27 protein-coding genes are annotated in these 25,800 nt (G+C 72.4%); 15 read left to right on the forward strand and 12 right to left on the reverse strand.

Features of this window, described 5'->3' with window-relative positions; all coding sequences use genetic code 11:
* Positions 1 to 68: 68 nt before the first annotated feature.
* Both D7147_RS21430 and D7147_RS21435 read right to left on the reverse strand, forming a co-directional pair.
* Positions 69 to 1,076: a LacI family DNA-binding transcriptional regulator gene (locus D7147_RS21430; protein WP_120680661.1), complete on the reverse strand. Its 1,008-nt coding sequence runs from the start codon at positions 1,074 to 1,076 to the stop codon at positions 69 to 71.
* Positions 1,077 to 1,257: 181 nt separating this feature from the next.
* Positions 1,258 to 2,019 (reverse strand): maleylpyruvate isomerase family mycothiol-dependent enzyme, encoded by a 762-nt coding sequence (locus D7147_RS21435; protein ID WP_120680416.1) that lies wholly within the window; start codon positions 2,017 to 2,019, stop codon positions 1,258 to 1,260.
* A gap of 70 nt (positions 2,020 to 2,089) precedes the next feature.
* Here D7147_RS21435 and D7147_RS21440 point away from each other — a divergent pair, with 70 nt between their 5' ends.
* Positions 2,090 to 3,181 carry a UDP-N-acetylmuramate dehydrogenase gene (locus D7147_RS21440; RefSeq protein WP_120680418.1) on the forward strand — a complete coding sequence of 364 codons (1,092 nt, stop codon included), beginning with the start codon at positions 2,090 to 2,092 and terminating at the stop codon, positions 3,179 to 3,181.
* 55 nt (positions 3,182 to 3,236) lie between these two features.
* Here D7147_RS21440 and D7147_RS21445 read toward each other — a convergent pair whose 3' ends face one another.
* Together D7147_RS21445 and D7147_RS21450 are read right to left on the reverse strand one after the other, a co-directional pair.
* Positions 3,237 to 4,007: an SDR family NAD(P)-dependent oxidoreductase gene (locus D7147_RS21445; RefSeq protein WP_120680420.1), complete on the reverse strand. Its 771-nt coding sequence runs from the start codon at positions 4,005 to 4,007 to the stop codon at positions 3,237 to 3,239.
* 119 nt (positions 4,008 to 4,126) lie between these two features.
* Positions 4,127 to 4,687: an NADPH-dependent FMN reductase gene (locus D7147_RS21450; RefSeq protein ID WP_120680422.1), complete on the reverse strand. Its 561-nt coding sequence runs from the start codon at positions 4,685 to 4,687 to the stop codon at positions 4,127 to 4,129.
* Positions 4,688 to 4,785: 98 nt separating this feature from the next.
* Between D7147_RS21450 and D7147_RS21455 the strand changes: the two genes are divergently transcribed.
* Entirely contained in the window at positions 4,786 to 5,262 is a 477-nt protein-coding gene (locus D7147_RS21455) for a MarR family winged helix-turn-helix transcriptional regulator (protein ID WP_120680424.1), read from the forward strand.
* A gap of 24 nt (positions 5,263 to 5,286) precedes the next feature.
* Here the strand turns inward: D7147_RS21455 and D7147_RS21460 are convergent, their stop codons facing one another.
* Complete coding sequence (locus D7147_RS21460) at positions 5,287 to 6,084, reverse strand: O-methyltransferase (protein ID WP_120680662.1); 798 nt, start codon at positions 6,082 to 6,084, stop codon at positions 5,287 to 5,289.
* A gap of 71 nt (positions 6,085 to 6,155) precedes the next feature.
* Positions 6,156 to 6,923, reverse strand: coding sequence for an SDR family NAD(P)-dependent oxidoreductase (locus tag D7147_RS21465; RefSeq protein ID WP_120680664.1), 768 nt, complete (start codon positions 6,921 to 6,923; stop codon positions 6,156 to 6,158).
* A 190-nt stretch (positions 6,924 to 7,113) separates the two neighbouring features.
* On the opposite strand from D7147_RS21465, the gene mshA reads away from it, so the two are divergent.
* The 3 genes from mshA to D7147_RS33150 all read left to right on the forward strand — a co-directional run bounded on the left by mshA (position 7,114) and on the right by D7147_RS33150 (position 10,338).
* Complete coding sequence (gene mshA / locus D7147_RS21470; protein WP_120680426.1) at positions 7,114 to 8,478, forward strand: D-inositol-3-phosphate glycosyltransferase; 1,365 nt, start codon at positions 7,114 to 7,116, stop codon at positions 8,476 to 8,478.
* Between the two features lie 84 nt (positions 8,479 to 8,562).
* Positions 8,563 to 9,075, forward strand: coding sequence for a type III secretion system chaperone family protein (locus D7147_RS21475; RefSeq protein ID WP_120680666.1), 513 nt, complete (start codon positions 8,563 to 8,565; stop codon positions 9,073 to 9,075).
* 690 nt (positions 9,076 to 9,765) lie between these two features.
* Positions 9,766 to 10,338: a hypothetical protein gene (locus tag D7147_RS33150; RefSeq protein WP_233563302.1), complete on the forward strand. Its 573-nt coding sequence runs from the start codon at positions 9,766 to 9,768 to the stop codon at positions 10,336 to 10,338.
* 386 nt (positions 10,339 to 10,724) lie between these two features.
* On the opposite strand, the gene D7147_RS21485 is transcribed toward D7147_RS33150, so the two are convergent.
* Positions 10,725 to 12,056: an MFS transporter gene (locus D7147_RS21485; protein WP_120680428.1), complete on the reverse strand. Its 1,332-nt coding sequence runs from the start codon at positions 12,054 to 12,056 to the stop codon at positions 10,725 to 10,727.
* 138 nt (positions 12,057 to 12,194) lie between these two features.
* Positions 12,195 to 13,511, reverse strand: coding sequence for an MDR family MFS transporter (locus D7147_RS21490; protein ID WP_120680430.1), 1,317 nt, complete (start codon positions 13,509 to 13,511; stop codon positions 12,195 to 12,197).
* 152 nt (positions 13,512 to 13,663) lie between these two features.
* Here D7147_RS21490 and D7147_RS21495 point away from each other — a divergent pair, with 152 nt between their 5' ends.
* A complete protein-coding gene (locus tag D7147_RS21495; protein WP_120680432.1) occupies positions 13,664 to 14,431 on the forward strand; it encodes a phosphoglyceromutase in 768 nt (255 codons plus the stop codon).
* 68 nt (positions 14,432 to 14,499) lie between these two features.
* On the opposite strand, the gene phoU is transcribed toward D7147_RS21495, so the two are convergent.
* On the reverse strand, positions 14,500 to 15,153 hold the full coding sequence (gene phoU / locus D7147_RS21500; RefSeq protein WP_120680434.1) for a phosphate signaling complex protein PhoU: 654 nt from the start codon (positions 15,151 to 15,153) through the stop codon (positions 14,500 to 14,502).
* A 275-nt stretch (positions 15,154 to 15,428) separates the two neighbouring features.
* Here phoU and D7147_RS21505 point away from each other — a divergent pair, with 275 nt between their 5' ends.
* Together D7147_RS21505 and D7147_RS21510 are read left to right on the forward strand one after the other, a co-directional pair.
* On the forward strand, positions 15,429 to 16,637 hold the full coding sequence (locus tag D7147_RS21505; RefSeq protein WP_407663382.1) for a sensor histidine kinase: 1,209 nt from the start codon (positions 15,429 to 15,431) through the stop codon (positions 16,635 to 16,637).
* A 22-nt stretch (positions 16,638 to 16,659) separates the two neighbouring features.
* Positions 16,660 to 17,343 carry a response regulator transcription factor gene (locus D7147_RS21510; RefSeq protein ID WP_120680438.1) on the forward strand — a complete coding sequence of 228 codons (684 nt, stop codon included), beginning with the start codon at positions 16,660 to 16,662 and terminating at the stop codon, positions 17,341 to 17,343.
* Positions 17,344 to 17,743: 400 nt separating this feature from the next.
* Here D7147_RS21510 and D7147_RS21515 read toward each other — a convergent pair whose 3' ends face one another.
* Positions 17,744 to 18,541: a hypothetical protein gene (locus D7147_RS21515; protein ID WP_120680440.1), complete on the reverse strand. Its 798-nt coding sequence runs from the start codon at positions 18,539 to 18,541 to the stop codon at positions 17,744 to 17,746.
* Positions 18,542 to 18,619: 78 nt separating this feature from the next.
* Between D7147_RS21515 and D7147_RS21520 the strand changes: the two genes are divergently transcribed.
* Both D7147_RS21520 and D7147_RS21525 read left to right on the forward strand, forming a co-directional pair.
* The gene (locus D7147_RS21520) at positions 18,620 to 19,564 is read left to right on the forward strand and encodes a Ppx/GppA phosphatase family protein (RefSeq protein ID WP_120680442.1); all 945 of its coding nucleotides are present in this window, start codon (positions 18,620 to 18,622) and stop codon (positions 19,562 to 19,564) included.
* A gap of 78 nt (positions 19,565 to 19,642) precedes the next feature.
* A complete protein-coding gene (locus tag D7147_RS21525; RefSeq protein ID WP_120680444.1) occupies positions 19,643 to 20,449 on the forward strand; it encodes a sugar phosphate isomerase/epimerase family protein in 807 nt (268 codons plus the stop codon).
* Positions 20,450 to 20,540: 91 nt separating this feature from the next.
* Here D7147_RS21525 and D7147_RS21530 read toward each other — a convergent pair whose 3' ends face one another.
* On the reverse strand, positions 20,541 to 21,131 hold the full coding sequence (locus tag D7147_RS21530; protein ID WP_120680670.1) for a CGNR zinc finger domain-containing protein: 591 nt from the start codon (positions 21,129 to 21,131) through the stop codon (positions 20,541 to 20,543).
* A 161-nt stretch (positions 21,132 to 21,292) separates the two neighbouring features.
* Here D7147_RS21530 and D7147_RS21535 point away from each other — a divergent pair, with 161 nt between their 5' ends.
* Positions 21,293 to 22,213: a proline dehydrogenase family protein gene (locus tag D7147_RS21535; protein WP_120680446.1), complete on the forward strand. Its 921-nt coding sequence runs from the start codon at positions 21,293 to 21,295 to the stop codon at positions 22,211 to 22,213.
* Between the two features lie 10 nt (positions 22,214 to 22,223).
* On the opposite strand, the gene D7147_RS21540 is transcribed toward D7147_RS21535, so the two are convergent.
* On the reverse strand, positions 22,224 to 22,628 hold the full coding sequence (locus D7147_RS21540; RefSeq protein ID WP_120680448.1) for a VOC family protein: 405 nt from the start codon (positions 22,626 to 22,628) through the stop codon (positions 22,224 to 22,226).
* A gap of 78 nt (positions 22,629 to 22,706) precedes the next feature.
* Between D7147_RS21540 and D7147_RS21545 the strand changes: the two genes are divergently transcribed.
* The 4 genes from D7147_RS21545 to D7147_RS21560 all read left to right on the forward strand — a co-directional run bounded on the left by D7147_RS21545 (position 22,707) and on the right by D7147_RS21560 (position 25,793).
* A complete protein-coding gene (locus D7147_RS21545; protein WP_120680450.1) occupies positions 22,707 to 23,507 on the forward strand; it encodes an alpha/beta fold hydrolase in 801 nt (266 codons plus the stop codon).
* Positions 23,500 to 24,069, forward strand: a complete 570-nt coding sequence (locus tag D7147_RS21550; protein ID WP_120680452.1) for a TetR/AcrR family transcriptional regulator — start codon at positions 23,500 to 23,502, stop codon at positions 24,067 to 24,069. Before D7147_RS21545 ends, D7147_RS21550 begins: the two co-directional genes overlap by 8 nt.
* Entirely contained in the window at positions 24,066 to 24,413 is a 348-nt protein-coding gene (locus D7147_RS21555) for a YrdB family protein (RefSeq protein ID WP_120680454.1), read from the forward strand. The genes D7147_RS21550 and D7147_RS21555 overlap by 4 nt, the downstream gene beginning before the upstream one ends.
* Positions 24,414 to 24,506: 93 nt before the next feature.
* Positions 24,507 to 25,793, forward strand: coding sequence for a hypothetical protein (locus tag D7147_RS21560; protein ID WP_120680456.1), 1,287 nt, complete (start codon positions 24,507 to 24,509; stop codon positions 25,791 to 25,793).
* The last annotated feature ends 7 nt before the right edge of the window (positions 25,794 to 25,800 follow it).

A 25,800-nucleotide genomic window follows, 5' to 3' on the forward strand; every position in this document is an offset into this window, starting at 1 on the left:
TACGGGTGCGGTCACCCGCGCGAGGCTACCGGCGGGCTCTCCGACCCACGACTCATTAACGGTGCCGTTCAGGCGGAGTCGCGCAGGATCAGCTCGGTGGGGAGCACCAGGGCCGGCTCGATGCTCCCCCCGGCCGCGAGCCGGAGCAGTTGCCGGGTCATCTGGCGTCCGATCTCCTGGATCGGCTGCCGGACGGTGGTCAGCGGCGGCTCGGTGTACGCGGCGGTCTCGGTGTCGTCGAAGCCGATCACGGCGACGTCGTCCGGCACCCGGCGGCCCGCCTCGCGCAGCGTACGGAGCGCGGCCTGGGCCATCAGGTCGGACGCGACGAAGACCGCGTCCAGGTCGGGGTGCTGGGCGAGCAGGTCGCGCATCGCCGCCGCGCCCGATTCCCGGGTGAAGTCGCCGACCGCGACCCGCGCCGAGAGCCCGGCGGCGGCGACCGTCTGCCGGTATCCGGCGAGTCGCTCGATGCCGGCCACCATGTCCGAGGGCCCGGCGATGGTGGCGATCCGTCGCCTGCCGGTGCCGATGAGATGCTCGACCGCGCGGCTCACCCCGCCCACGTGGTCGACGTCCACGTAGGGCAGCCCGGCGCCGTCGAGCGGCCGGCCGTTGCAGACGACCGGGATGCCGAGCTGGGCCAGCAGCGCGGGCAGCGGGTCGGCCGCGTGCAGCGAGGCGAAGAGCACGCCGTCGACGTGCCGTCCGGTGGTGTACCGGGCGACGCGTTCCCGGCCGGCCGGTGAGCCGGCGAGCATCAGGACCAGCTGCTTGTCGGCCGCCTCCAGCTCCTGGCTGACTCCGCGAATGATGCCGGGGAAGAACTGGTCGTCGGAGAAGACCCGGTTCGCGTCCTCGGGCATGACCAGCGCGATGGAGTCGGTCCGCTGGGTGACGAGGCTCCGGGCGGCGAGATTCGGCACGTAACCCAGCTCGGCCACCGCCCGGTGGACCGCTTCCCGGATCTCCTCGGCGACGGTGGTGGAGCCGTTCACCACGCGGGAGACGGTTGCCCGGGAGACGCCGGCGCGCCGCGCCACCGCCTCCAGCGTCGGCCGCCCTGCCGTCCTCATCGCCGCCACCGCGGCGCCGTCGCACCGAACTCCGTCACGCTCGACCGCACCTTCCGTGATCCCGGTGGTTCGTCGGACCTTCCCAGGTCGGGCGGAACGGTGGTCGGAATTGATCTGGGAGAGCGCCCTCGGACAGGGTGGTGTGTGCCACGCCACATGTCAAGAGAGCGCTCTCCGAAGATCAGCTGACCCGCAGCCCCTCCAGCAGACCGCGGTCGCCTGTCACGTCCAGGGTGTCGAAGCTCACCCGGCCCCAGAGGGCGAGCAGCAGATCGCTGGCGGTGCCGCTGACCAGCGCCCGCGCGTGGTGCTCGTCGTGGTCGAGGATCGTGTCGGTGTCCAGCAGCGCCACGCCCTCACCCCGCAACCGCAGGTACCACTGCTGCGCCGCGTCCGCCGCGACCAGCTGCACCACACCGTGCCACTGCCCGGAAGTCCGGCGCCTGCCCGCCGGCAGCCAGGTGTCCAGCACCTCGCTGACCCCGTCGGCCGCGAGCTTCGCCTCGACCGGCTCACCGGCGGCGATGGCGAGCTGGGCGTCCCAGCGGTGCACCGCCGTCTCGTGCGCCGCCCGGCGCGGCCAGAAACCGGCCCTCTTCGGCTGCGGCGCCCAGTTCCACGCCGACGCCTCCGGATCCAGCCCCTCGAAGACGGCCATCAACTTGTCGTACCCCTGCTGCCAGTACTGCAGCGGCGTGACGCCCGGGCCGGGCTCGCCCCGCTCCGGACGCTCCGCCGGGGCACCCGTGACTCCGGAGCCTGCGAACGAGGAGACCCAGTGGTAGAAGCCACCGAGGTGCAGGGTCAGGTCGGCGACGGTCCAACCGGGGCAGGAGAGCACGGGTGTCTCCGACGGTGCCTCGGCCACCGCCGCGGCGAAGGCCGGGCCCTCCACCCGGAGCGCACCGATCCAGAAGTCCTTCGTGCCATGCAGTCTGCTCATCGCCATCCTCCCGGGGGTGACCCGGCTACCAGTGGGTGCCGTGGCTACCCCTCAGCCTAGGGTGAAGGGTGTGTCAGACGTCTACGCCCAGCCGACAACCGGAGTCGACGCGACCGACGTGAAAGCCCTGGCCAGCTACACCACGCTGCGCATGGGCGGATCGGCCGGCCGGATCGTGCCGGGCAACAGCGCCGAGGAGATCGTACGAGCGGTACGCGAGGCCGGCATCCGGGACGAGCCGGTGCTGCTCCTCGCGGGCGGCAGCAACGTCGTGATCGGGGACGCGGGCTTCCCCGGCACGGTGGTGCTCGTCCGCTCCAGGGGGCTGAAGGTGGTCGCCGAGGACGCCGAAACGGTGACCGTACGGGTGGAGGCCGGCGAGCCGTGGGACGAGCTGGTCGCCGCGACCGTCGCCAACGGGTGGTCGGGCCTGGAGTGCCTCTCCGGGGTCCCCGGCTCCACGGGGGCCACGCCGATCCAGAACGTGGGCGCGTACGGCCAGGAGGTCGCCGAGACGATCACCGGGGTCGAGGCGTACGACCGGGCGAACGGCACCGTCGGCCGGATCGACGCCGCCGACTGCGGCTTCGCGTACCGGTCCAGCATCTTCAAGTACAGCGACCGGTGGCTGGTGCTCTCGGTCGACTTCCGGCTCGCCCGCTCGCCGCTGTCGGGTCCGGTGCGCTACGCCGAGCTGGCCCGCGCGCTCGGCGTCGAGGTGGGGGACCGGGTGCCGCTGGCCGACGCCCGCGCGACGGTGCTGCGCCTGCGGGCCGGCAAGGGCATGGTGCTGGACGCGGCCGACCCCGACACCCGCTCCGTCGGCTCGTTCTTCACCAACCCGGTGCTGGACCGGGCGGCGTACGAGCTGTTCCGCGAGGGGGCGGCGGATCTGGGCGAGGCGCCCTCGTGGCCCTGCCCGGGTGACATGGTCAAGTTGAGCGCGGCCTGGCTGATCGACAAGGCCGGATTCGGCAAGGGGCACCCGGGGCCGGGCGGGGTCGCCATCTCCAGCAAGCACACCCTGGCGCTGACCAACCGCAGCGGCCAGGCCAGCACCGCCGACCTGGTCGCGCTGGCCCGCGAGATCCGCGACGGCGTCCACAGCCGCTTCGGCGTCACCCTCCACCCCGAGCCGGTCCTGATCAACTGCACGATCTGACCCTCGCCCCTGAGCGCGAGGACGCGTGCCTGGGCGGGCACGCGTGCCGCTGGGATCAGGTGAAGTTGGCGCCGCCGTCGACGAGCAGCGACTGACCGTTGACGTAGGCGCCGTCGTCGGAGAAGAGGAAGGCCACCATCGCGGCGAGGTCCTCCGGCTTGCCCAGCCGCGGCGAGCGTACGGTCGCGAGGATCTGCTCGCGCCACTCCTCGGTGGTGGTGCCGAGCGCGGCCCCGGTGAGGATCACGCCGGGTGAGACGAGGTTGGCCCGGACGCCATGCCGGCCGCCGAGGCTCGCGGTGTGCCGGGTGAGCCCGATCAGGCCACTCTTGGCGGCCTGGTACGCGACCCGCTCGGTCTCGCCCAGCCACACCGCGCTCGACATCGTGTTGACGATGGAGCCGGTGCCCTGCTCGATCATGATCGGCAGGGCGTGCCGGACGCCGTACATGTAGCCGGTCAGGGTGACGTCGATGGTGTGTCGCCAGACGTCGACCGGTACCGAGGTCACGTCGGTGTCCCGTGCCAGGGTTCGCGGCGAGAGGTCCGCGGCCACGTTGAAGAGGCCGTGCAGGCCACCGAATCGCTCGACGGCGAATTCGATCAGACCTCGGTACGAGTCCTCGTCGCTGATGTCGAAGCCCCGCGCCACGGCCCGTCCACCCGAGCCGTTGATGCCGTCGACGACGGCCTGAGCGGCGGCCTCGTTCAGATCCGCCGCGACGACCAGCATGCCTTCCTCGGCGAGACGGATCGCCGTCGCGCCGCCGATGTTGCCGGGCGCCGCACCGGCGACGACGGCCACCTTGTCCTTGAGCCCGCGCATCGGCCTGCTCCCTTCACTCGTCGTCGTTCAGTTCCTCGGAAGAGCGAAGTACGGGCGTCGCCGGCTCGCCGGCCACGCCCGTACCGCGATGGTGCAGAGAACTCTTTCCCGGCCGTCGACTACTTGGCGCGCAGCGGCGCGAGAGCCTGGCTCCAGGCCACGACCTGGTCGAGGGTCGTGTTCAGCGCGTCGCGCTGGAAGTCGTTGGGCTTGAAGACGCTGAAGTTCTCGAAGTCGGTGAAGAGCGAGAGCGCGACCTGGGAACGGACGTCGGCGAGCTGCAGCTCACCGGCGATCAGCCGCAGGTGCTCGACCGCGCGGGCGCCGCCGACCGAGCCGTAGCTGACGAAGCCGACGGCCTTGTTGTTCCACTCCTTGTAGAGGAAGTCGATCGCGTTCTTCAGGGCGCCGGACGTCGAGTGGTTGTACTCCGGCGTCACGATGACGAACCCGTCGAACGATGCGATCTTGTTCGCCCACTCCAGCGTGTGCGGCTGCTGGTACTGGTCCATCGCCGGCGGGTAGATCTCGTCCAGGTGCGGCAGCTTGTAGTCGAGCAGGTCGACGAGCTCGAACTCGACATCGGTGCGCTGCTTGGCGATCTCGTAAACCCAGCGCGCCACGGGCTCGCCGACCCGACCCGGGCGGGTGCTGCCGATGATGATTCCGATCCTGGTCATCGCGGTCTCCTCCTCGTACGGGACCCCGAGTGGAGTCCTTGCTTGACGAAGCAACTATACGGCGAGCGATTGCTTCGTCAAGCAAGTAGCATGGAGGCATGTCCAGCGTCACAGCGAAGCCGTCAAAGGACCCGGAAGAGCTTCTACCGCTCAGTCCGGACGAAGAGGCCGTCGTGCGCGCCCTGAACCGGGTGATCTACTCGCTGCCCCGCGCCATCGACGCCGACATGCTCCGTGAGCAGGGGCTCCCGCTCATCGAGTACCTCACTCTCATGCACCTCTCCGAGGCCGCCGACCGGCAACTGCGGATGAGCGAGCTCGCCACCATCTGCGAGCTCTCCCTCAGCGGCATGACCCGGGTGGTGCAGCGGCTGGAGGCCCAGGGGTTCGTCCAGCGGGTCCGCTGCGAGCAGGACGCCCGCGGGTGGAACGCCGTCCTCACCGACGCCGGCTTCGCCCGGCTGGTGCAGTCCTGGCCCACCAACCTCGCCGCCACGCGCCGGCACTTCATCGACCACCTCGCCGGCCTGGACCTCAAGCAGCTCGCCGCGGCGATGCAGAAGATCGCCAGCTGAGCAGGTCGTCGGAACGGCCGCCGGCTAGGCCGGAGCGACCGCGGACCAGGGCACCGTCAGCTCCCCGAGACGCCAACGTGCGGGGCGGTCGAGCAGCGGCCAACCCCCGTTCCGCACCGACTGGACCGCGTGCAGCCAGCGCTGCCGCGGGCCGTACGGGGCGTAGCCGGCGGCGGCCCGCCAGGCGTCGTCGAGCGCCCGGATCAGGTCGTGCACCCGCTCACCCGGCACGTTGCGGTGGATCAGCGCCTTCGGCAGCCGCTCGGCCAGCTCGGCGGGGGTCTCCAGGGTGGAGAGCCGCGCGGCCAGGGTCAGTGAGCGCGGGCCGTCGGCGTCGACCAGCAGCCAGCCGCCCAGCCGGCCCAACTCGTCGCAGGTCCCCTCGACCAGCAGCCCACCCGGTGCCAGCGCAGCGGTCATCGTCCGCCACGCGCCGGGCACCTCGCTCTCGTCGTACTGACGCAGCACGTTGAGCGCGCGAACCAGCACCGGACGCAGACCGGCCAGCTCGAACCCGCCCCGGGCGAAGGTGAGCCCCGGCGGATCGGCGGCCGGCGCGGCGGCGGCCACCCGCTCCGGGTCGATCTCCAAGCCGACCAGCCGCACGTCGGGTCGCACCCCGGCCGCCAGCCGGGAGCGCAGCTCCACAGCGGTGATCGGGCTCGCGCCGTAGCCGAGGTCCACCACCAGCGGATCGGCCGCGTCGCGCAGCAGGTCACCACAGGTGGCCACGATCCAGTTGTCCACCCGGCGCAGCCGGTTCGGGTTGGTCGTCCCCCGGGTGATCACGCCGTACGGCCGGCGCCGCCCGGGCACCGTCATCGCCACGACCGGCGCCGCGTCACGCCCGCCCGCCACCGCGGGGCTCGCCGACCCGGCTCACTCTTCGCCCCTCACTGGCCGACGCGGTGCACCTTGTGCTGCGCGGCCTGAGCCAACGGGCGAACCACCAGCCGGTCCACATTGACATGGTGCGGGCGGGTGGCGCACCACGCCACGCAGTCCGCCACGTCCTCGGCCACCAGCGGTTCGGGAACCCCGGCGTAGACGGCCGCGGCCCGCTCCGCGTCACCGTCGAAGCGAACCAGGCTGAACTCCTCCGTCCGCACCATTCCCGGGTCGATCTCGATGACCCGTACCGGTCGGCCGTTGAGCTCCAGCCGCAGCGTGCCGGCGATCGCCGTCTGCGCGTGCTTGGCCGCGGTGTAGCCTCCGCCGCCCTCGTAGACCCCGAGCCCCGCCGTCGAGGAGACGACCACGATGGTCCCGGCGCCGGACGCCTCCAGCGCCGGCAGCAGCGCCTGGGTGACGCGGAGCGTACCGAGCACGTTGACGTCGTACATCCACTGCCAGTCCTCGACCGACCCGGACTCCACCGGGTCCAGGCCGCGCGCGCCGCCGGCGTTGTTCACCAGCAGGGTGACCGGCCCCGGCGCGGCCCCGGCCGCCTCGGCCAGGGCGGCCACCGACTCGTCCGACGTGACGTCACAGGCGACCGCCGTCGCCCGGCCGCCGGCAGCCTCGATCTCGGCGACCAACCCGGCCAGCCGATCGCTGCGCCGGGCCGCGGCGAGCACGTGGAAACCCTCGGCGGCGAGCCGGCGGGAGGTGGCCGCGCCGATCCCACTCGATGCTCCGGTGACGATGGCGACAGAGCTCATCCGGCCATTGTCACCTTCGCCGGGGTCGGCCGTGGGCCCGCACGTGTCGTGGCTCACCATGAGGTCCGTCACGCCGACCGACCGCCCGTGCGCATTTCCGTGGCTCGATCGGGAAGATGACATCCGGCGTACGGGTTGTCCCAAGCGCCGGTAGTGCGAGACGGCATCAACCGTGAGCAGGGGAGCGGACGTGGCGGAACTGCACACCGGCGTCGGTCGTCAACGAGGGACTCAGCCGTGGCCGCGGCCCCGGCGCATCGCCACCCTCTCGGTGCACACCTCGCCGATGCACCAGCCGGGCACCGGCGACGCCGGCGGCATGAACGTCTACATCCTGGAGGTCGCCCGCCGGCTGGCCGAGGCGGACGTCGAGGTGGAGATCTTCACCCGGGCCACCTCCGGTGACCTTCCTCCGGTGGTCGAGATGGCGCCGGGCGTGACGGTCCGGCACGTCACCGCCGGGCCGCTGGAAGGGCTCACCAAGGAGGAGCTGCCCGGCCAGCTCTGCGCGTTCACCGCCGGAGTGCTCCGCGCCGAGGCCGCCCGCCCCCCGGGCCACTACGACCTGATCCACTCGCACTACTGGCTCTCCGGGCAGGTCGGCTGGCTGGCCAAGGAGCGTTGGGGCGTACCGCTGGTGCACACCGCGCACACCCTCGCGAAGGTCAAGAACGCGCAGCTCGCGGCGGGCGACCGCCCGGAACCGAAGGCGCGGGTGATCGGCGAGGAGCAGGTGGTCGCCGAGGCCGACCGCCTGGTGGCGAACACCCGCGGTGAGGCCCACGACCTGATCGAGCGGTACGCGGCCGTTCCGGACCGGGTCGCGGTCGTGCAGCCCGGCGTGGACCTGAACCGGTTCCGCCCCATCGCCGGGGACCCGGACGAGTTGACCGTCACGGCCCGACGCCGGCTGGGCCTGCCCACCCGCGGATACCTGGTGGCGTTCGTCGGCCGGATCCAGCCGTTGAAGGCACCGGACGTGCTGGTACGCGCCGCCGCCGCGCTGCGCGAGCGGGATCCCGCGCTCGCGCAGCAGATGACCGTGGTGATCTGCGGCGGCCCGAGCGGCAGCGGGTTGGACCGCCCGGCCGCCCTGATGGAGCTGGCCGCCTCGCTCGGCGTCGCCGACCGGATCCACTTCCTGCCGCCGCAGACCGGTGACGACCTGCCCACCCTCTACCGGGCGGCCGACCTCGTCGCGGTGCCCTCGCACAACGAGTCCTTCGGCCTGGTCGCCCTGGAGGCCCAGGCGTGCGGTACGCCGGTGCTGGCCGCCGCGGTGGGTGGTCTGGTGACCGCCGTCCGCGACCACGTCAGCGGTGTGCTCATCGACGGACACGACCCGGTCGACTGGGCCCGCGCGCTCGCCCGGCTGCTGCCCGACCGGGTGCTGCGGCGGAGCCTCGCGCGCGGCGCCGTGCGGCAGGCCCGTCGCTTCTCCTGGGACCGTACGGTCGCCGAACTGCTCGACGTCTACGGCGAGGCGGTCGCCGCGCACCGGGCACGCCTCACCGCGCAGCTCGCCGGCGACGCGGCCCTCTCCTGCTCCTGGTGAGCCCGTGCGGTGTCCCGGTCGGCGTCGGTCGGGCGGCCCGCCGGCGACGGGTGGGGTGACCGGCGCGACCGTAGAGTGGGTCCGGTGAACGGGAAGAGCGACCTCGCGGCCCTGATCGAGTCGGTCTGTGACGAGCGGGAGCTGGCCTGGGAGCCGACCGGCCCGCACTCGTACGCGGTGACCCTGCCCGGCACCCACAAGCTCAAGACGGTCTGCAACCTGATCGTCGGCGAGCACGCGCTCCGGATCGAGGCGTTCGTGATGCGCCAGCCCGACGAGCGGCGCGAGGAGCTGTGGGCGTGGCTGCTCCAGCGCAACGCCCGGATGTACGGCGTCTCCTTCTCCGTCGACGCGGTCGGTGACGTCTACCTGACGGGGCGGGTCAACCCGGCCGGCGTCGACGCCGAGGAGCTGGACCGACTGCTCGGGGCGGTGCTGACCTACGCCGACGAGTCCTTCGACACCATGCTGGAGATCGGCTTCGGCAGCTCGATCCGGCGGGAATGGGAGTGGCGGGTCAAGCGCGGCGAATCCACCGCGAACCTTGCCGCCTTCGCTCACCTCTTCGAGCCGTCCGGAGGTTCGGACCCGTCCTGACGGGTATGCCGCACCGCGCGGTGCGGCACGTTGGGACACGCCGCGCGCCGAGGACCATCTGTCGAGGAGCGTGAGCGTCTCATGGCTCAGCGGAACAGCTCGGGTCGCGGCGGGACTGCGACCAGGACCAGGCAGCGGGCGGGGAACCAGAGCCCGAACACACCAATGATCTCCGAGTCGGAGATCTCCCGGATGCGGGTGGACGACCTCCGCGGTCGGCTCCGCAAGTACGGCGTCTCGGGCATCAGCGCCCTGCGCAAGCCGGAGCTGGTGAAGGAGCTGGCGAGGGCGATGCGCGCGGGCGGTCGTGGCGGCGGGGCCGCACGCAAGGCCACCGGGCCGGCCGGCCGGGCCACCGGAACCCGCGCCGCGGGGCGGGCCTCGGCCACGAAGAAGGCGGCCGCCGGGCGGGCGGCCAAGGCGGCCTCCGGCCGCGCCCGGGCGGTACCCGCGAACAAGAGCGCGCCGGCGAAGAAGGCCGCCGTGAAGAAGGCCGCCGCGAAGCGGACGACGGCCGCCAAGAAGACGACGGCCGCCAAGAAGACGACGGCCGCCAAGAAGACGACGGCGGCGAAGAAGACGACGGCCGCCAAGCGGACCACCGCCGCGAAGAAGACGACGGCGGCGGCCAAGAAGACGGCGGCGAAGAAGACGACGGCGGCGAAGCGGGCTGCGCCGGCACGCAAGACGGTGGCTGCCACGAAGGCCGCCGCCACCCGCCGATCGGTTACGGCCCGGAAGACCGCGCCCGGGAAGAAGGCCGCGCCGGCCCGCAAGACCGCCGCCGCCCGGAAGGCCGCGCCGGCCCGCAAGAGCACTGCCGCCCGGAAGGCCGCGCCGGCCCGCAAGAGCACCAGCCGGCCCGGTACGGCCGCGAAGGCGACGGGCGGCGGGCTCCGTACCGGACGCAGCACCTCTCGTTCGGCGCGTTCCTCGCAGGTCATCTCGTCACTGGCGGACCGGCCGGAGCGTCCGGGGCGCAGCCTGGTGACCAGCAACCACGAGGTGATCATGCGCTGGGCCCGGGAGCGCGGGGCGAAACCCGCCACCATCGCGGGTACCGAGCGGGCGGACCGGGTGTCGGTGCTCACGTTCAACATTCCGGGTTACCGGGAGAGCAGCCGGATCCGTGAGATCACCTGGGATGACTGGTTCCACACGTTCGACCTGCGGCGGCTGAACCTGATCTACCAGGAGCAGATGCGCGACGGCCGGCAGAGCAACTTCTTCCGTACCGAGTCGCCGGACCGTGAGGACGGGTGACCCGGTTTGCGGGAATGCCCGACGGGTATGCGCTGTTGCCAGAGAACGTGGCCCGGAGCAGCGACGACTGCGCGCTGTGACCGGCGGAACAGCCAGTTTGGGTTGAAACCGTAATCCGGGCGAATTAGCTTTATTGCGCCGCGCCACGCTTGGAAACGTTCGGGGGAGCGGCGGATCGATCAGATCCGCGCACCAGGCGAGGCGCGAGGGGACGGGTGGATCAACCGTTGGGGGACGGTGCCCACCTGTTTGGACCGGCGGCGCGAGCGGGCGACGCTTACGGGGGTGAGTGTTGCCCGCCGCCGCCGGCCCCACCAGTGCGCGAGTGCCCACCGCTGCCAGAGGGCGTGGTGGGCACTCTGCGTCTCCTGCGTCACCTGTGACGTTCAGGCGATCCGGATCCGCTCGTCCGTCGGCTCCGCCCCGCCGGCCGGCGCCGGCTCTGCCGCCGGCACCACGCTCCGCCCGGACCCCGTACTGCGGACCAGCGCGGCGACGCGACGTTCCCGCGGCGGCCCCGCGAGCAGGTGACCGACCGCGGCGAGCAGGCCGAGTCCACCCACGACGAGCCAGTGGGCGGAGCCCAGGTACTGCAGGCTCACCCCGCCCAGCGTCGGCGCGACGAACGACGCGGCGGGGAAGGTCAGGTAGAAGACCGACTGGTAGCGGGCGCGCAGCTCGGGCGGGGCCAGGTCGGCGTTGATCTGAGCGTTTGGTGGGGCCGCGAGCATCGAGCCGACCGTCCAGACGACGGCGGCGCCCAGATAGAACGCCAGTTGGTCGGCGAAGGTCAGCGCCCCGAAGCCGATCGCCATCAGCCCGGTGGAGACCGCGAGGACCACGGCCTTGCGACGCCGGTCGATCAGCCGGGGCACGAAGAGCTGGCCGAGCACGATCAGCGCGCCGCCGAGCGCCACCACCAGCCCGTACGCCGACGGTTCGAGGCCGTCCGCACGCATCGCCAGCGGCATGATCGTCGACGTCTGCATGGTCAGTACGGCCAGCACGAAGGTGAGCCCGACGAAGGTCAGGAAGATCCGGTCGGTGAGCGCCGTGAGCAGTCCCGGGCGCCGGTCACCGGGCGGTGCCGTACCGGCCGGCAGGTCGACCCGCGGTGTCAGGGCGGGGCGACTCAGCGTCTCGGGCACCTTCCACGCGATGACCAGCGCGGTGGCGAGCGTCGCCCCCGCGTCGACCAGGAACAGCGCCAGGAAGCTCGCCTCGGCCAGTACGCCGGCGAGCAGCGAGGCCACCGCCATGCCCAGGTTGAACGCCCAGAACTGCAGGTTGAACGCGCGGGAACGGCGCCGCTCCGGAACCATGTCGACGATCGCCGCCACGAAGGCCGGGCTGGGCATCGAGTGCACCACCCCGACCAGCGCGGAGAGCACCGCGATGAGCAGCAGATGCCGGCTCAGGGCGAGGGCGACCATCAGGCCGGCGGTGATCAGATGAGCGGTGAGCAGGGTCGCGCGCCGCCCCCAGCGGTCGGCGAGCACGCCGCCGAGCAGCACCCCGACCGCCCCGCCGGCTCCGTACGCCCCGACCACCAGGCCGGCGAGCGCCGCGCTGGCACCCCTGGCCTCGGTGAGGTAGAGCGACAGGAAGAGCATCGCGAAGGCCCCGGCCCGGTTGATCAGGATGCCGGCCCAGAGGTACCAGAAGGTGGCGGGTAGGTCGCCTGCGGTCTCGTTCCACCAGCGCCGCAGGGGTTGCACCCGTCCTCCAGACAGTTCGGTTTGTTAACCGTTTCTGGCTGACCGTAGCGGAAGCTCGGTGACCGATCCGACCCGCGCCCGGCGCGCGGACGACGCCACCGGCGTCCGGCCCTCGATCACCGGCCGGGCCCGCCTCGGTCAGTTCGCGTGGGCCGGCTCGGCGGGGGAGATCGCCGCCGCCTCGGCGGCCTGCGGCGCGGGCGGCTCGATGACGGTGACCGGTTCGGTCGGCGTCGCGACGGAGCGCAGCGCGACGGCCCGCCGCTCCCGGGCCGGGCCGGAGATCAGGTGCGCGACGGCCATCGCCCCGCCGAGGATCGCGCAGCCCACCCAGAGCGTGCTGTTGCCGGCGTGCTCGCGGATCAGCCCCCCGAGGATCGGGGCGGCGGCACCGGCGATCTGCCAGGAGAGGGAGAAGACCCCCTGGTATCGGCCGCGCAGTTCGCCCGGGGAGAGCTCGGCGATCAGGGTCGCGTTGGAGGGGGACTGGAGCATCTCGCCGAGCGTCCAGATCAGCACGGTGAGCCCGTAGAACCAGGCGGCTTCGGCGAACGCGGTGAGGCCGAAACCGACGCCGGTCACCAGGGCGGCCAGGGCGAGCACGTGCGACCGGCTCCGACCCCGGATGAGCCGGGGCACGAAGAGCTGACCCACCACGATCAGTACGCCGTTGAGCGCGATCACCGTGCCGTACGTCGCGGGGCTCAGCCCGGAGTCGCCCATCGCGATCGGCAGCATCGAGATGTGCTGGAGGAAGATCAGCGCGGCGAAGAGGTTGAGCGCCACGAAGCCGAGGAAGACCCGGTCGGCGAGGATGGTCCGCAGGGCGCCCGTCGGCGCCGCGGCGCCCTTGCTGACCGGCCGGGCCCGGCGGGTCTCGCCGACCCGGGTGAAGATGATCAGCGCGGTGACCAGCGTGGTCGCCGCATCGATGATGAACAGCAGCAGGTATCCGGCCTGGGCGGCGAAGCCGGCGAGCACCGCCGCGCTGGCGAAGCCGAGGTTGATCGCCCAGTAGTTGAGCGAGAAGGCCCGCAGCCGGTCCTTCTCCGGCACCACGTCGATCATCATGGCGCCGAACGCCGGGCGGGCCGCCTCGGCGAACGCGCCGAGCAGCAGGGCGCCCAGGGCGACCGCCCAGAGCGGCCGGGCCAGGCCGAGCGCGAGCATCATGACGGCCCCGCCGAGCTGCGCGGTGAAGAGGGTGGGCCGTCGTCCCCAGCGGTCGGCGAGCGTACCGCCGATCGTGGTGCCGACCGCGCCGCCGACGCCCCAGAGTCCGATGACCAGGCCGGCCTGGGAGGCCGAGAAGCCGCGTTCCTGGGTCAGGTAGATGGCGAGGAAGACCAGTACGAAGGAGCCGAGCCGGTTGATCAGGGTGCCGGTCCAGAGGTACCAGAACCGTGCCGGGAGCCCGCCCGCCGTGTCCTGAAACCAGCCGCGCACCGTCCGCATCCGCTACCGCCCCGTGTTTGTAATGACCGACCCAACTCAAACGCCTTACAACCTAGTGGCCGCCCGGCGGCCCGGTCATCAGCTTTTCCACGTGGTGGTCGTCACGACGGGTCCCGGCATGTCCGCCTGCGACGTGCGGCAGGATGATCCGCATGACTGCGAGTGAGGGCCCCACCGTCGGGACGCTGGTCCTGCTGCGCCACGGCGAGAGCGACTGGAACGCCAAGAACCTCTTCACCGGCTGGGTGGACGTAGACCTGACGGCCAAGGGGGAGACCGAGGCGCGGCGCGGCGGTGAGCTGCTCCGCGAACACAACCTGCTGCCGGACGTGGTGCACACGAGCGTGCTGCGCCGGGCGATCCGCACCGCGGAGCTGGCGCTGAGCGCCGCCGACCGGCACTGGATCGCGGTGCGCCGGTCGTGGCGGCTCAACGAGCGGCACTACGGCGCCCTGCAGGGCAAGAACAAGAAGCAGACCCTCGACGAGTACGGCGAGGAGCAGTTCATGCTCTGGCGGCGCTCGTACGACACCCCGCCGCCGCCCATCGACGACAACGACGAGTGGTCCCAGGTCGGCGACCCCCGCTACGCGCTGCTGCCCACCGAGCTGATGCCGCGTACCGAGTGCCTCAAGGATGTGGTGGAGCGGATGCTCCCGTACTGGTACGACTCGATCGTGCCAGACATCCTGGCCGGCCGTACGGTGCTGGTGGCCGCGCACGGAAACTCGCTGCGCGCGCTGGTGAAGCACCTCGACCAGATCTCCGACGACGCGATCGCCAAGCTCAACATCCCGACCGGCATCCCGCTCCGGTACGACCTGGACCCGAACCTGCGTCCACAGGTCCTCGGCGGGTCGTACCTCGACCCGGAGGCCGCCAAGGCAGCCGCGGCAGCGGTCGCCAACCAGGGCCGCTGAGCCGGACCAGCGCGCGAACGGGCCCCTGCCGCACGGTAGGGGCCCGTTTCGCGACTCAGGTTCGCGGCTCAGGCGGTGGGCGGGGTCTGCTCGCCGGTGATCAGGTAGAACACGTGCTCGCCGACGTTCACCGCGTGGTCGGCGAAACGTTCGTAGTAGCGGCCGAGCAGGGTGGCGTCGATCGCGGTCTCCACGCCGTACGGCCAGTCATCGCCGAGCACCACGCCGAAGAGCCCCTTGTGCAGCTCGTCCATCGCGTCGTCGTCGCGGTCGAGTTCGGCGGCGATGTCGGCGTCGGGCTTGGCCAGCACCGAGGCGATCTTCCCGGCCATCCGGTCGGCGGTCGAGTCCATGTCCGTGAAGATCTGGCGCAGCTCGGCCGGTACGGCGGGCGAGGGGTGCCGGCGCAGCGCGGTCTTCGCCACGTGCTCGGCCAGGTCGCCCATCCGCTCCAGGTCGGCGGCGACGTGCAGGGCGGTGATCATGGCACGCAGGTCGGAGGCGACCGGTGCCTGGCGGGCCAGCAGGTCGCTGACCCGCTCCTCGACGTGCCGGTAGAGGCCGTCGATCTCGGCGTCCCGCTCGACGACCGTCTCGGCCGCCTGCCGGTCGGCGGTGAGCAGGGCCCGGGTAGCCTGCCGCATGGCGGACCGGACTCCCTCGGCCATGTCCACCAACAACTGGCTTACGAGGTGTAGATCGGCCCGGAACTCGTCGCGCATTGTCACGTCCTGTGGGGGTCGAGGCCGGCCGAAGCCGGCGCAGGATTGAGCGGTGTGCCGACCACGGTAGGGCGCACGGGCGGACCCGGAATGAACCACGGTGAACGACGCCCGACGGTTACGTAAATTTTGCCGTAACCGAGCCTGATTCATCCCTTTCTGGGCGGTAGCCAGGTTAACAATGACCCTACGATCGCCAGGTGGAATGGGCGGTGGCGGTCGTGGTGGCCGTAGCGCTGGCGACCGGAGTGGTCGTCGGCATCTTCCTGCCCGGGATCCGGTCGAGGTGGAGCAGCCGCGACAAGTCGACGGGGGGCGGCAGTTCCCTCGTGAGCAGGGGGAGGCCCGCGATAGCCGACGATCCGCAGGCTGGGCTCGGCCGCCGTACGATCGACTCCCTCCGAGCCGGCGTCGTCGTGCTGGATCCGGACGACGTTCCCGTTCTGGTCAATCCCGCCGCGCGGGCGATGGGTCTGTTGCGCACTGGCGCCAGCCCGGGCTCGATAGCGGCGCACCCACTGATTCGTACCCTCGCCGGTCAGGTGCGGCGGACGGGCATCCGGCGCGAGATCGAGCTGGACCTGCCCCGAGGCCGCGACAACGCGGGGGAGAACCCGCTCGGCGTGCACCTGAGAGCGATGGGGGTCGGCGGCGGCTACATCGCCGTCGAGGCCGCCGACGTGACCGAGTCGCACCGGCTGGCCCGGGTGCGGCGCGACTTCGTGGCCAACGTCAGCCATGAGCTGAAGACGCCGATCGGCGCGCTGCAGCTGCTGGCCGAGGCGCTGCTCGACGCCACGGAGCCGGCCACCGACGTCGCGCCGGACCTCTCCGAGGACCTGGTCGCCGCCCGTCGCTTCGCCGAGCGCATCCAGCACGAATCCACCCGGCTCGGCCGGTTGGTGCAGGAACTGCTCGAACTGACCCGCCTGCAGGGGGCCGAGCCACAGCCGGCGCCCGAGCCGGTCTCGGTGGACTGGGTGATCGCCGAGGTCGCCGACCGTACGCGCACCACGGCCTCCGCCCGCGAGATCGAGGTGCTGGCGGACGGCGAACGCGGTCTCACCGTCTACGGCAGCGACAGCCAGCTCGCCACCGCCGTGGCGAACCTGGTGGAGAACGCGATCAACTACTCGGCCGACGGCACGAAGGTGCGGATCGAGACGCGTCGTGGCGAGGAACACGTCGAGATCGCCGTCACCGACCAGGGCATCGGCATCGCCCCCACGGACGTCGACCGGATCTTCGAGCGCTTCTACCGAGCCGACCAGGCGCGTTCCCGCTCCACCGGCGGGACGGGGCTGGGGCTGGCCATCGTGAAACACATCGCGAGCAACCATGGCGGACGGGTCGATGTGTCGAGCACTCTTGGTGGTGGGTCGACGTTCACCCTCCGGCTGCCCGCTCGTCCCCCGGAAGACCTTCTGACGACACTACCGGGGGCTGGGATCGAGTCCGGTTCACCCGAACTTCGGCAGGTCTGACAGCAATGGAAAGGAACACCCGTTGAGCCGCGTACTGGTGGTCGAGGACGAGGAGTCGTTCTCCGACGCCCTGTCCTACATGCTCCGCAAGGAGGGTTTCGAGGTCTCGGTCGCCGCGACGGGCCCGTCGGCCCTGACCGAGTTCGACCGGACCGGAGCCGACATCGTGCTGCTCGACCTGATGCTGCCCGAAATGTCGGGTACTGAGGTCTGCCGGCAGCTCCGGCAGCGCTCGCACGTGCCGATCATCATGGTCACCGCGCGGGACAGCGAGATCGACAAGGTCGTCGGCCTGGAGATCGGGGCGGACGACTACGTCACCAAGCCCTACTCGCCGCGCGAACTGGTGGCCCGGATCCGTGCCGTCCTGCGCCGGCAGACGCCCGAGGCGGCCGAGTCGGGCACCCCGACGCTGGCGGCCGGCCCGGTCCGGATGGACATCGAGCGGCACGTGGTGACCGTGGACGGCGGCGGGGTGCAGCTCCCGCTCAAGGAGTTCGAGCTCCTGGAGCTGCTGCTGCGCAACGCCGGCCGGGTGCTCACCCGGGGGCAGCTCATCGACCGGGTCTGGGGTGCCGACTACGTCGGCGACACCAAGACCCTGGACGTGCACGTCAAGCGACTCCGCTCCAAGATCGAGCCGGAGCCGTCCGCGCCGCGCTACATCGTCACGGTGCGGGGCCTGGGCTACAAGTTCGAGCCCTGATCGGCGGAGGCGAACGGGGGGCGCCCCAGGTTGCGCGGGCCGCAAACCGGACACGGTTCGTCACCCCAGTCGCGACCGGTGATCGACTCCGGTTCCTTGAAGTCGGGGCATCACGCGGCCGGGACACCCCGACATCAAGGAAACCGAGTCGATTAACCGGCGCGCGCCGTGCCGGGCTGAGCAGGTACACCCTAGCGACGAAGGCCCGACCTGGCGGTGCCCCTCGCGACGAGGGCCCGACCCGGCGGCGCGCCCCTGCGACGCGGGCGCGACTCTGCGGCGCGGCGCGGCGCCAACTTGCGGTGCGTGCGAGCCACCCCGTATGGCGTTCGGTGACGACGTGGGTTCGGCGGGCAGCCCGCCCGCCACTGGCAGGGCGATCAGGGCCGGTGCGGGGTGATCAGGACCCGTCGGCCGGGTGCGGGGCGACCAGACCCTGGCGGGACCGGGCCGCGCAGAGTTCCGCGAGCCTCCCGTAGGCCGGCGCGCCGATGAGCGCGGTGAGCTCCGGGCCGTAGGAGATGTACATCGGCTCGGTGCCGACGTGCGCGTCGGTCGAGGAGGTGCACCACCAGTCGAGGTCGTGCCCGCCGGCGCCCCAGCCCCGCCGGTCGAACTCCGACAGGGTGGACACCAGCACCTTCGTGTTGTCCGGCCGCTTGACCCAGTCCTGGTCCCGACGGATCGGCAGTTGCCAGCAGACGTCCGGCTTGTACTCCAGCGGGTGCACCCCGTCGCGCAGCGCCTGGGCGTGCAACGCGCAGCCGCCGCCGCCCGCGAAGTCCGGCTCGTTGAGGAACACGCAGGGGGCGTCCGCCGCGCGGGTGGCCGTCCGGCGGGCCGGGGTCTTGCCGTCGACCGTGTCGTTCTCGGTCCAGTTCTTGAAGCCCCGGCGGAAGTGCTGCCAGGTCTCCGGGGTGAGCCGCTTCACGGCGGTGCGTACCCGCTTCTCGTCGTCCGCGTCGGTGAAGAAGGCGCCGTGCGAGCAGCAGCCGTCGGCGGCCCGGCCGGCGATGATGCCGTGACAACCCTGGCCGAAGATGCAGGTCCAGCGGGAGAGCAGCCAGGTGAGGTCGGCCCGGATCAGGTGAGTCTCGTCGGCCGGATCGGTGAACTCGAGCCACTCCCGGGGGAAATCCAGCGGCACCTCGCGGCTGCGCGGGTCACCCGGGTCGTCCACCAGCACGCGGAGCTCCATCGTCACCCGGCCCAGCGTACGCGTGGTAGGCCGTCCGGGCCGGTGAGCCGAGGAAACCTGTTGCCCTAGGGTCGAACCATGCGACTGGGGGTCCTCGACGTCGGTTCCAACACGGTGCATCTGCTGGTGGTGGATGCGCACCATGGCGCGCACCCCTGGCCGGCGCACTCGGAGAAGGTGGTGCTCCGGCTCGCCGAGCAGATCGGCCCCGACGGCGCGCTCACCGAGGTCGGCGCCGACATGCTGGTCAAGGCGGTGAGCATGGCGAAGGCGGCGGCCGCCGGCCTGAACACCGACGACCTGATCGCGTTCGCCACCTCGGCCGTGCGGGACGCCACCAACGCCGCCGAGGTGTTGGCCCGGGTCCGCGACGAGACCGGCGTACGCCTGGAGGTGCTTCCCGGCGCCGACGAGGCGCGGATGACGTTCCTCGCGGTGCGGCGTTGGTTCGGCTGGTCGGCAGGGCGCCTGCTGCTGCTGGACATCGGCGGCGGGTCCCTGGAGATCGCCGCCGGGATCGACGAGGACCCGACGTCCGCCGTCTCGCTGCCGCTCGGCGCGGGCCGGCTGACCCGGGAGCGGCTGCGGTTGTCGCCGGAGGACGACGCGCCACCGTCCGCCCGCGCCGTGGAGGAGCTGCGGGAGTACGTCGACGCGCAGCTCGACCCGGTCGTCGAGGAGATCGTCGAGGTGGGCTGGGAGCGGCCGGTCGGTACGTCCAAGACGTTCCGGACCCTGGCCCGGCTGGCCGGAGCGGCCCCCTCCGGCGCGGGGGTCTGGGCCAAGCGCAGCCTCACCCGTACCGGGCTGCGCCAGGTGATGGGCTTCATCCGGCTCATCCCGCCCCGGCAGCTCACCGAACTGGAGGGGGTGAGCATGGGGCGGGCGCACCAGCTGCTCGCCGGCGCGGTCGTCGCCGAGGCGGTCATGCGCAAGCTGGACCTCGAGAAGCTGACCATCTGCCCCTGGGCGCTGCGCGAAGGCGTCATCCTGCGCCGGCTCGACCAGTTCGGTCCACGTTGAGGACCCCGGCGCGGTACGGCCGCTTTGTGGTCGCTCGTCACCATGTGCGGTGGGCCCGGCGGAGCTACCCTGGCTGATGTGACGTCCCGAGTCCCGGTGCTTCTCTCCAGCTCCTCGGTCTTCCCGGAGCGGACCGCGGCAGCCTTCCAGCTGGCCGCGGCCCTCGGTTACGACGGGCTCGAGGTGATGGTCTGGACCGACGCGGTCAGCCAGGACGGCGGCGCGCTGCGCGGCCTGGCCCAGCACTACGGGGTGCCGGTGCGCTCCGTGCACGCGCCCTGCCTGCTCGTCACCCAGCGGGTGTGGAGCCCTGATCCGTGGGAGCGGCTGCGCCGGTCCGCCGAGCTCGCCGAGACGCTGGAGGCGCCCACGGTGGTGGTGCACCCGCCGTTCAGCTGGCAGCGCGACTACGCCCGCAACTTCGGCGAGGGGCTCGCCGAGATCGCCGACCGCCACCCGGACCTGCGGTTCGCCGTGGAGAACATGTACCCGGTGCGTATGGCCGGCCGGCAGTTCGTTCCGTACGTCCCGGGTTGGGATCCGACGGAGGCCGGCTACCCGGCGTACACGCTCGACCTGTCGCACTGCGCCGCGTCGCACACCGACTCGATGGAGATGGCCGACCGGATGGGCGACGCGTTGGCGCACGTCCACCTCGGCGACGGCACCGGCGAGGGGCGCGACGAGCACCTCGTCCCGGGACGCGGCACCCAGCCCTGCGCCGAGGTGCTGCGGTCACTGGCGGGGCGGGGCTTCACCGGTTCGGTGGCGGTGGAGGTGTCGACGCGGGGTGCGCGCAGCCGTGCGGTACGCGAGGCCGACCTGCGCGACGCGCTGGACTTCGCCCGTCAGCACCTGGGCACGCCGTCCCCGGTCGACGCCTGACCTTCGCCGAGGCCGCGGTGACCGGCCCCGGTACGCGCTGATCCGCCCGCCGGGGCGCTGCCGGCGACGGCAGCCCCGGCGCGTGGTGAGCTCAGCTGACGGGCGTGAGCGAGTCGGCCGGCACCGGCTGGGCGGCGACGGCGGCGGCCTGCTGCTCGCCGATCGCGGCCCGCTTGCGTGCCCGGTGCGCGGCCACGTGGGACCGGGTGGCGCAGCGCTCGGAGCAGAACCGCCGGCAGCAGTTCGACGAGGTGTCCAGGTAGACGTTGCCGCAGCGCTCGTCGGCGCAGACGCCGAAGCGGGCACTGCCGTACTCGCAGAGCCAGACCGATAGGCCCCAGACGGCACCGGCGAGGTATTCCGCGCTCACCGAGGCACCCCGGCTGGTCACGTGCATGTGCCAGTCGCTGGAGTCGTGGCCGGAGATGCGCGGCTGCACGGGGAACGCCTCGAGCAGCGCGTTGAGTTCGGCCACCGCGTCCGCGTCCCGCCCGGAGGTGCCGTAGTCGAAGACGTCACGTAGGCGCTTCTGCGCCCGCCGGAAGATCGCCAGGTCCCGCTCGGCGACCTCCTCGCGCATCCAGGCGCTGGTCTCGGGGAAGCTGGCCCGCAGGTCGTCGAGGTCGTCCAGGCGGGCGTTGACGAGGTCAACGCCGGTCCGGGCGTACGCGTCGAAGTTCACGCCCACAACGGTAGACGACTCGGACGCCACGTGGCGCGTCGATGTAGTGCGGCGGAGGGTGGGCGTGACCGTCCGTGCCGGCCGATGCTCCCGCACCTGCCCCTGCTGAGCTGCGGGCCGCCCCTCGGCGACGGGCTCCAGGCGGGCGTTACCCTCGGCTCATGCTCCGTTCCGTCATCCTCGCCGCTTCTCGGTCATCCCAGGTCGAGCGGCTCGTCGCGACGGCCCCGTTCACCCGGGACGTCGTACGCCGGTTCGTGGCCGGCGCCAAGACCGACGACGCGCTGCACGCGACCCGTGCGCTCGTCGACGACGGTCTCGCGGTCACCCTCGACAACCTCGGCGAGGACACCGTCACCCCCGATCAGGCAAACGCCACCCGGGACGAGTACCTGTCGCTGCTGCGGCTGCTCGGCGAGGCCGGGCTCACCCCGGCGGCCGAGGTCAGCGTGAAGCTCTCCGCGCTCGGGCAGATGTTCGACGAGCAGCTCGCCGCCGACAACGCGCGGGCGATCTGCGCGGCGGCGGACGCGGTCGGCACCACTGTCACGCTGGACATGGAGGACCACACCACCACCGATTCGACGCTGGAGATCCTCGCCAAGCTGCGCAAGGACTATCCGTCGACCGGGGCGGTGCTCCAGGCGTACCTGCGGCGGACCGAGTCGGACTGCCGGGAGCTGGCCACGGCGGGCTCCCGCGTACGCCTCTGCAAGGGGGCCTACAAGGAGCCGGAGTCGGTGGCCTACCAGTCCGCCCAGGAGGTGGACAAGTCCTACGTCCGCTGCATGAACATTCTGATGTCGGGCGAGGGCTACCCGATGCTGGCCACCCACGACCCGCGGCTGATCGCGATCGGCGAGGACCGGGCCCGGTGGTTCGACCGTGGGCCGGAGCGGTTCGAGTTCCAGATGCTCTACGGCATCCGGCCGGAGGAGCAGGCCCGGCTCGTCGGTGAGGGCTACACCCTGCGCACGTACGTTCCGTACGGCGACCAGTGGTACGGCTACCTGATGCGCCGGCTCGCCGAGCGCCCGGCCAACCTGGCCTTCTTCGCCCGCGCTCTGGTCTCGAAGAAGTAGCTCGGCCCGTTCACCGGTTCGACCAGCCCCGGGTGCTGAGCACCAGGCGGTAGCCGTCCGGATCGGCCAGCGCCACCCCCCAGCGGTCCCAGTACGGGCCGGCGGAGACTCTCGTCCCGCCGGCCCGTTCCAGTTCCCGCACCAGATCCTCGTCGACCGGCCCGTCCAGGTAGAGGACCAGCAGGTCCTCCTCGGTCGGGGTCGGGGTGGGCGCGTCTGCGGCGACCAGTTCCAGGTGCCAGTGGGCGTCCGGCCAGCCCAGCATCAGCAGGTCGTGCTCGTCCGGCCCATCGGCCGTGGAGCGCCAGAGCACGTCGAGGGTGAGGCCGTCGACCCAGAAGCGTTCGGCCGCGGCCAGGTCCCGGCTCGGGCGGGCGATGCGCAGGTGCGGTACGGCGGAGCGAAGGTTCGGCATGCCGGTGATCGTGCGAGTTGAAGTCGAGGTGAGGTCAACCCCTTGACGAATTTAGCTAATGAGGTTAGCTTTTGGGTTATGAGTGTTAGCTACGTTGAGCGATCCGCTGGACGGATCGCGTACGAGGTCCACGGGGCGGGTCCGCTCGTCGTGCTCGCGCACGGCATGGGGGAGAACTGGGCCTCCTACCGGCACCTGGTCCCACTGCTCGTCGCGGCCGGGCACCGGGTGGCCGCAGTCGACGTACGGGGGCACGGCGCGTCGAGCGTCGGCTGGCCGACGTACGCCCCGGCGGAGGTCGGTGGCGACCTGCTGGCCGTCGTCGACGAGTTGGGCGGCGGCCCGGCCGTCCTGGTCGGCAGCTCGTCCAGCGCCGCCGCCGTCGTCTTCGCCGCCGCCGAGGCGCCCGAGCGGGTCGCCGGGATCGTGCTGGTCGGCGCGTTCGTCGAGCCGCCCGAGGCGAACCCGCTGATGCGGCTCGCCCAGGCGGTGGTGCTGCGCAGTCCACGACTCTTCGGGATGTTCCACAAGACGCTCTTCCCGGTGACCCGTCCCGCCGACGACGCCGACTACCGGCGGGCGATGGTGGCCAACCTCCGCGAGCACGGCCGGATGGCGGCGGTACGCGGGGTGGTCGCCCTCGTCGAGCCGCACTGGACCGCCCGGGCCCGCGACGTCCGGCAGCCGGTCCTGGTCCTCATGGGCGCCCGTGACCCGGACTTCCGCGACCCGGGCGCCGAGGCGCGGGCCGCTCGGAGACTCTTCGGCACCGCCGAGGCGCGCATGATCGAAGGCTCCGGCCACTACCCGCACGCGGACCAGCCGGCGGCCACGGCGGAGCAGCTCATCGCGTTCCTGAAGGTGACCACCGGTGCCTAGGGTCGGGCTGAACCAGCAGATAGTCGTACGCGAGGCGGCCCGGCTGGTCGACGAGGTCGGCCGGGAGCAACTCACTCTCGCCGCGCTGGCCGGCCGGCTCGGCGTCGCCCTGCCCAGTCTCTACAAGCACGTCCGAGGTGCGGACGCGCTCGCCCAGAAGCTCTCCGCGTACGCCACGGCGGAGCTGGCCGACGAGTTGACGGCGGCCGCCGTCGGACGGGCCGGTGTCGACGCGCTGCACGCCGTCGCCGCCGCCTACCGGGCGTATGCGCGCCGGCACCCCGGCCGCTACCCGGCCACCCAGCAGGTGCCGGAGCCGGCCGACCCGGACCACGTGGCCGCCGGGGAGCGCGCCGTCGGTGTCATCTACGCGGTGCTGCACGGCTACGGGATCACCGGCGACGCGGCCGTCGACGCCGCCCGGACGCTGCGCAGCGCGCTGCACGGGTTCGTCTCGTTGGAGGCGGCCGGCGGCTTCGGCCTGCCCCGCGACCTCGACCGCTCGTACGACGAGATGGTCGCCTCGCTCGACACCGCGCTGCAGGGCTGGCGCAGGGCATGAGAACCCCGATCCGGGCGCTCGCGCTCCTCCTGCTGTTCCTGCTGGAGCTGGCCGTGCTGGTGATCGGCGCCCGGTGGGGCTGGGCGCTGGAGGCCGGCCTGCCGCTCCGGCTGCTCTCCGCCGTCGCGGTGCCGCTGCTGCTCGCCGCGCTCTGGGGCGTCTACGGCTCGCCGAAGGCGCGGATCACGCTGCCGCTGCCGGCCAGGTACGGCTTCCAGGCCGCCTGGTTCGTGGCCGGCGGCGCGATGCTCGCGGCACTGGCCGGGCCGCTGCTCGGGGGCGCACTGGTGGCCGCCTGGGCGGCGACCGCCGCGCTGGTCCGCGCCACCAACCGCCCGACCTGACCGACAGAGAATGCCCGAACGGCAGTCGTTGCGGGGGAGCGCCGGTGACGCCGGCCTCGCCGGATCGGGCGAAAGGTCGTTACCCTTCGCCGGGTGACGGACGGTCTGGACGAAGCCGCCCCGCGTCGGATCCGACCCCTGTGGACGGTGCTCACGCTGGTCGTACTGCTGCTGATCACCTGCGGTGTACCGGCGGCGGTCCTGACAGCGGCGATTCGGGAGCCCGGCGGGCGGGCGGTGGTGCAACGCGCCGATCCCACGGCCGGCGACCCGGCCCGGGACGCGCGTGACTTCGCCGCTCGGATCGCGGCCGTGCTGAACCGACAGTCCGCCGCGCTGCTCGCGGGCGACCTGGCCGGCTTCCTCGCCGTGGCCGAGCCGAGCGCGCACACCGACCTTCGCCGCCGGTTCAACGCGTTGCGGGCGCTGGGGGTGACCACCTGGCGGGCCGAGGTGACCGGCCTGCCCACCGCCATCGGCGACCGGCCCGGCGAGTGGCGGATGCTGGTGCGCTTCCAGTACTGCTTCGCGGTGCCCGGCTGCCGCCCCAGCCCGGTGCTCGCCGGCACCCGCTGGCGCGACGACGCGCGGCAGCCCCGGCTCGTCGCCGTCGAGGAGTCCAAGTCGGCGGAGACCGGCACCCGCCCGTGGGAGGTCAGCGAACTGGCCGTGGCGACCGGCGCGCGAACCAGCGTCGCCACGACGCCGGCGCTGCGCGGCAAGTTGCCCGCCCTGCTCACCCAGGCCGAGGCGGCGGCGAAGGTCGCCGACCGGTACGCGGTGGCCGGCTCGCCGCCGGACCGCTACCGGATCTACTACGCCGGCCCCGCCGAGTGGGAACGCTGGTACGGCGGTGGCCGCCCGAAGTGGACCGGCGGGTACGCGGTCACCGTCGGCGGTGGCCACCACGAGATGGTGATCAACGCGGACGGGGCGACCGCCGCGGGCCTCGACGACCTGCTCCGGCACGAGTTGACCCACGCCGCCTCCCTGCCCGAACAGGGCTACCCGGGCAGGAGCATCTGGTGGCTGGTGGAGGGGCTGGCCGAGTACGCGGGCGCGGGCGGCCAGCCGGTGAGCCGCTACCAGGGCATGGCCCAGGTGCGTGAGCTGGTCCGGGGCGGCTGGAACAGTCGACTCGACGATCTCGCACCGGCCGACGACGCGCCCGCCGCCCGGGTCGCGGGCAGCTACGGCCTCGGCTACCTGGCCGTCCGGCACCTCGTCGACCGGTTCGGTGAGCAGCGGCTGCTCGCGTTCGTGGCGGCCGTGCTGCACGACCGTACGCCGCCCGAGCAGGCGGCCGAGGAGGCCTTCGGCGAGCCGTGGTCGGCCCTGCACGGCCAGTGCGTCGCGTACATCCGCACGCTGGCCGCCTGACGGTCTC

This window comes from Micromonospora musae (assembly GCF_003626545.1).
Taxonomy (GTDB): domain Bacteria; phylum Actinomycetota; class Actinomycetes; order Mycobacteriales; family Micromonosporaceae; genus Micromonospora; species Micromonospora musae.

Excerpts from the sequence above, each read along its gene's own strand:
- D7147_RS21515 (WP_120680440.1), bottom strand. The coding sequence starts at position 18,541 with ATGGAGCTCCGCGTGCTGGTGGACGACCCGGGTGACCCGCGCAGCCGC.
- D7147_RS21430 (WP_120680661.1), bottom strand. The coding sequence starts at position 1,076 with ATGAGGACGGCAGGGCGGCCGACGCTGGAGGCGGTGGCGCGGCGCGCC.
- D7147_RS21540 (WP_120680448.1), bottom strand. The coding sequence starts at position 22,628 with ATGCCGAACCTTCGCTCCGCCGTACCGCACCTGCGCATCGCCCGCCCG.
- D7147_RS21460 (WP_120680662.1), bottom strand. The coding sequence starts at position 6,084 with ATGACGGTGCCCGGGCGGCGCCGGCCGTACGGCGTGATCACCCGGGGG.
- D7147_RS21445 (WP_120680420.1), bottom strand. The coding sequence starts at position 4,007 with ATGCGCGGGCTCAAGGACAAGGTGGCCGTCGTCGCCGGTGCGGCGCCC.
- D7147_RS21435 (WP_120680416.1), bottom strand. The coding sequence starts at position 2,019 with ATGAGCAGACTGCATGGCACGAAGGACTTCTGGATCGGTGCGCTCCGG.
- D7147_RS21495 (WP_120680432.1), top strand. The coding sequence starts at position 13,664 with ATGACTGCGAGTGAGGGCCCCACCGTCGGGACGCTGGTCCTGCTGCGC.
- D7147_RS21490 (WP_120680430.1), bottom strand. The coding sequence starts at position 13,511 with ATGCGGACGGTGCGCGGCTGGTTTCAGGACACGGCGGGCGGGCTCCCG.
- phoU (WP_120680434.1), bottom strand. The coding sequence starts at position 15,153 with ATGCGCGACGAGTTCCGGGCCGATCTACACCTCGTAAGCCAGTTGTTG.
- D7147_RS21555 (WP_120680454.1), top strand. The coding sequence starts at position 24,066 with ATGAGAACCCCGATCCGGGCGCTCGCGCTCCTCCTGCTGTTCCTGCTG.
- D7147_RS21465 (WP_120680664.1), bottom strand. The coding sequence starts at position 6,923 with ATGAGCTCTGTCGCCATCGTCACCGGAGCATCGAGTGGGATCGGCGCG.
- D7147_RS21520 (WP_120680442.1), top strand. The coding sequence starts at position 18,620 with ATGCGACTGGGGGTCCTCGACGTCGGTTCCAACACGGTGCATCTGCTG.
- D7147_RS21450 (WP_120680422.1), bottom strand. The coding sequence starts at position 4,687 with ATGACCAGGATCGGAATCATCATCGGCAGCACCCGCCCGGGTCGGGTC.
- D7147_RS21535 (WP_120680446.1), top strand. The coding sequence starts at position 21,293 with ATGCTCCGTTCCGTCATCCTCGCCGCTTCTCGGTCATCCCAGGTCGAG.
- D7147_RS21455 (WP_120680424.1), top strand. The coding sequence starts at position 4,786 with ATGTCCAGCGTCACAGCGAAGCCGTCAAAGGACCCGGAAGAGCTTCTA.
- D7147_RS21545 (WP_120680450.1), top strand. The coding sequence starts at position 22,707 with ATGAGTGTTAGCTACGTTGAGCGATCCGCTGGACGGATCGCGTACGAG.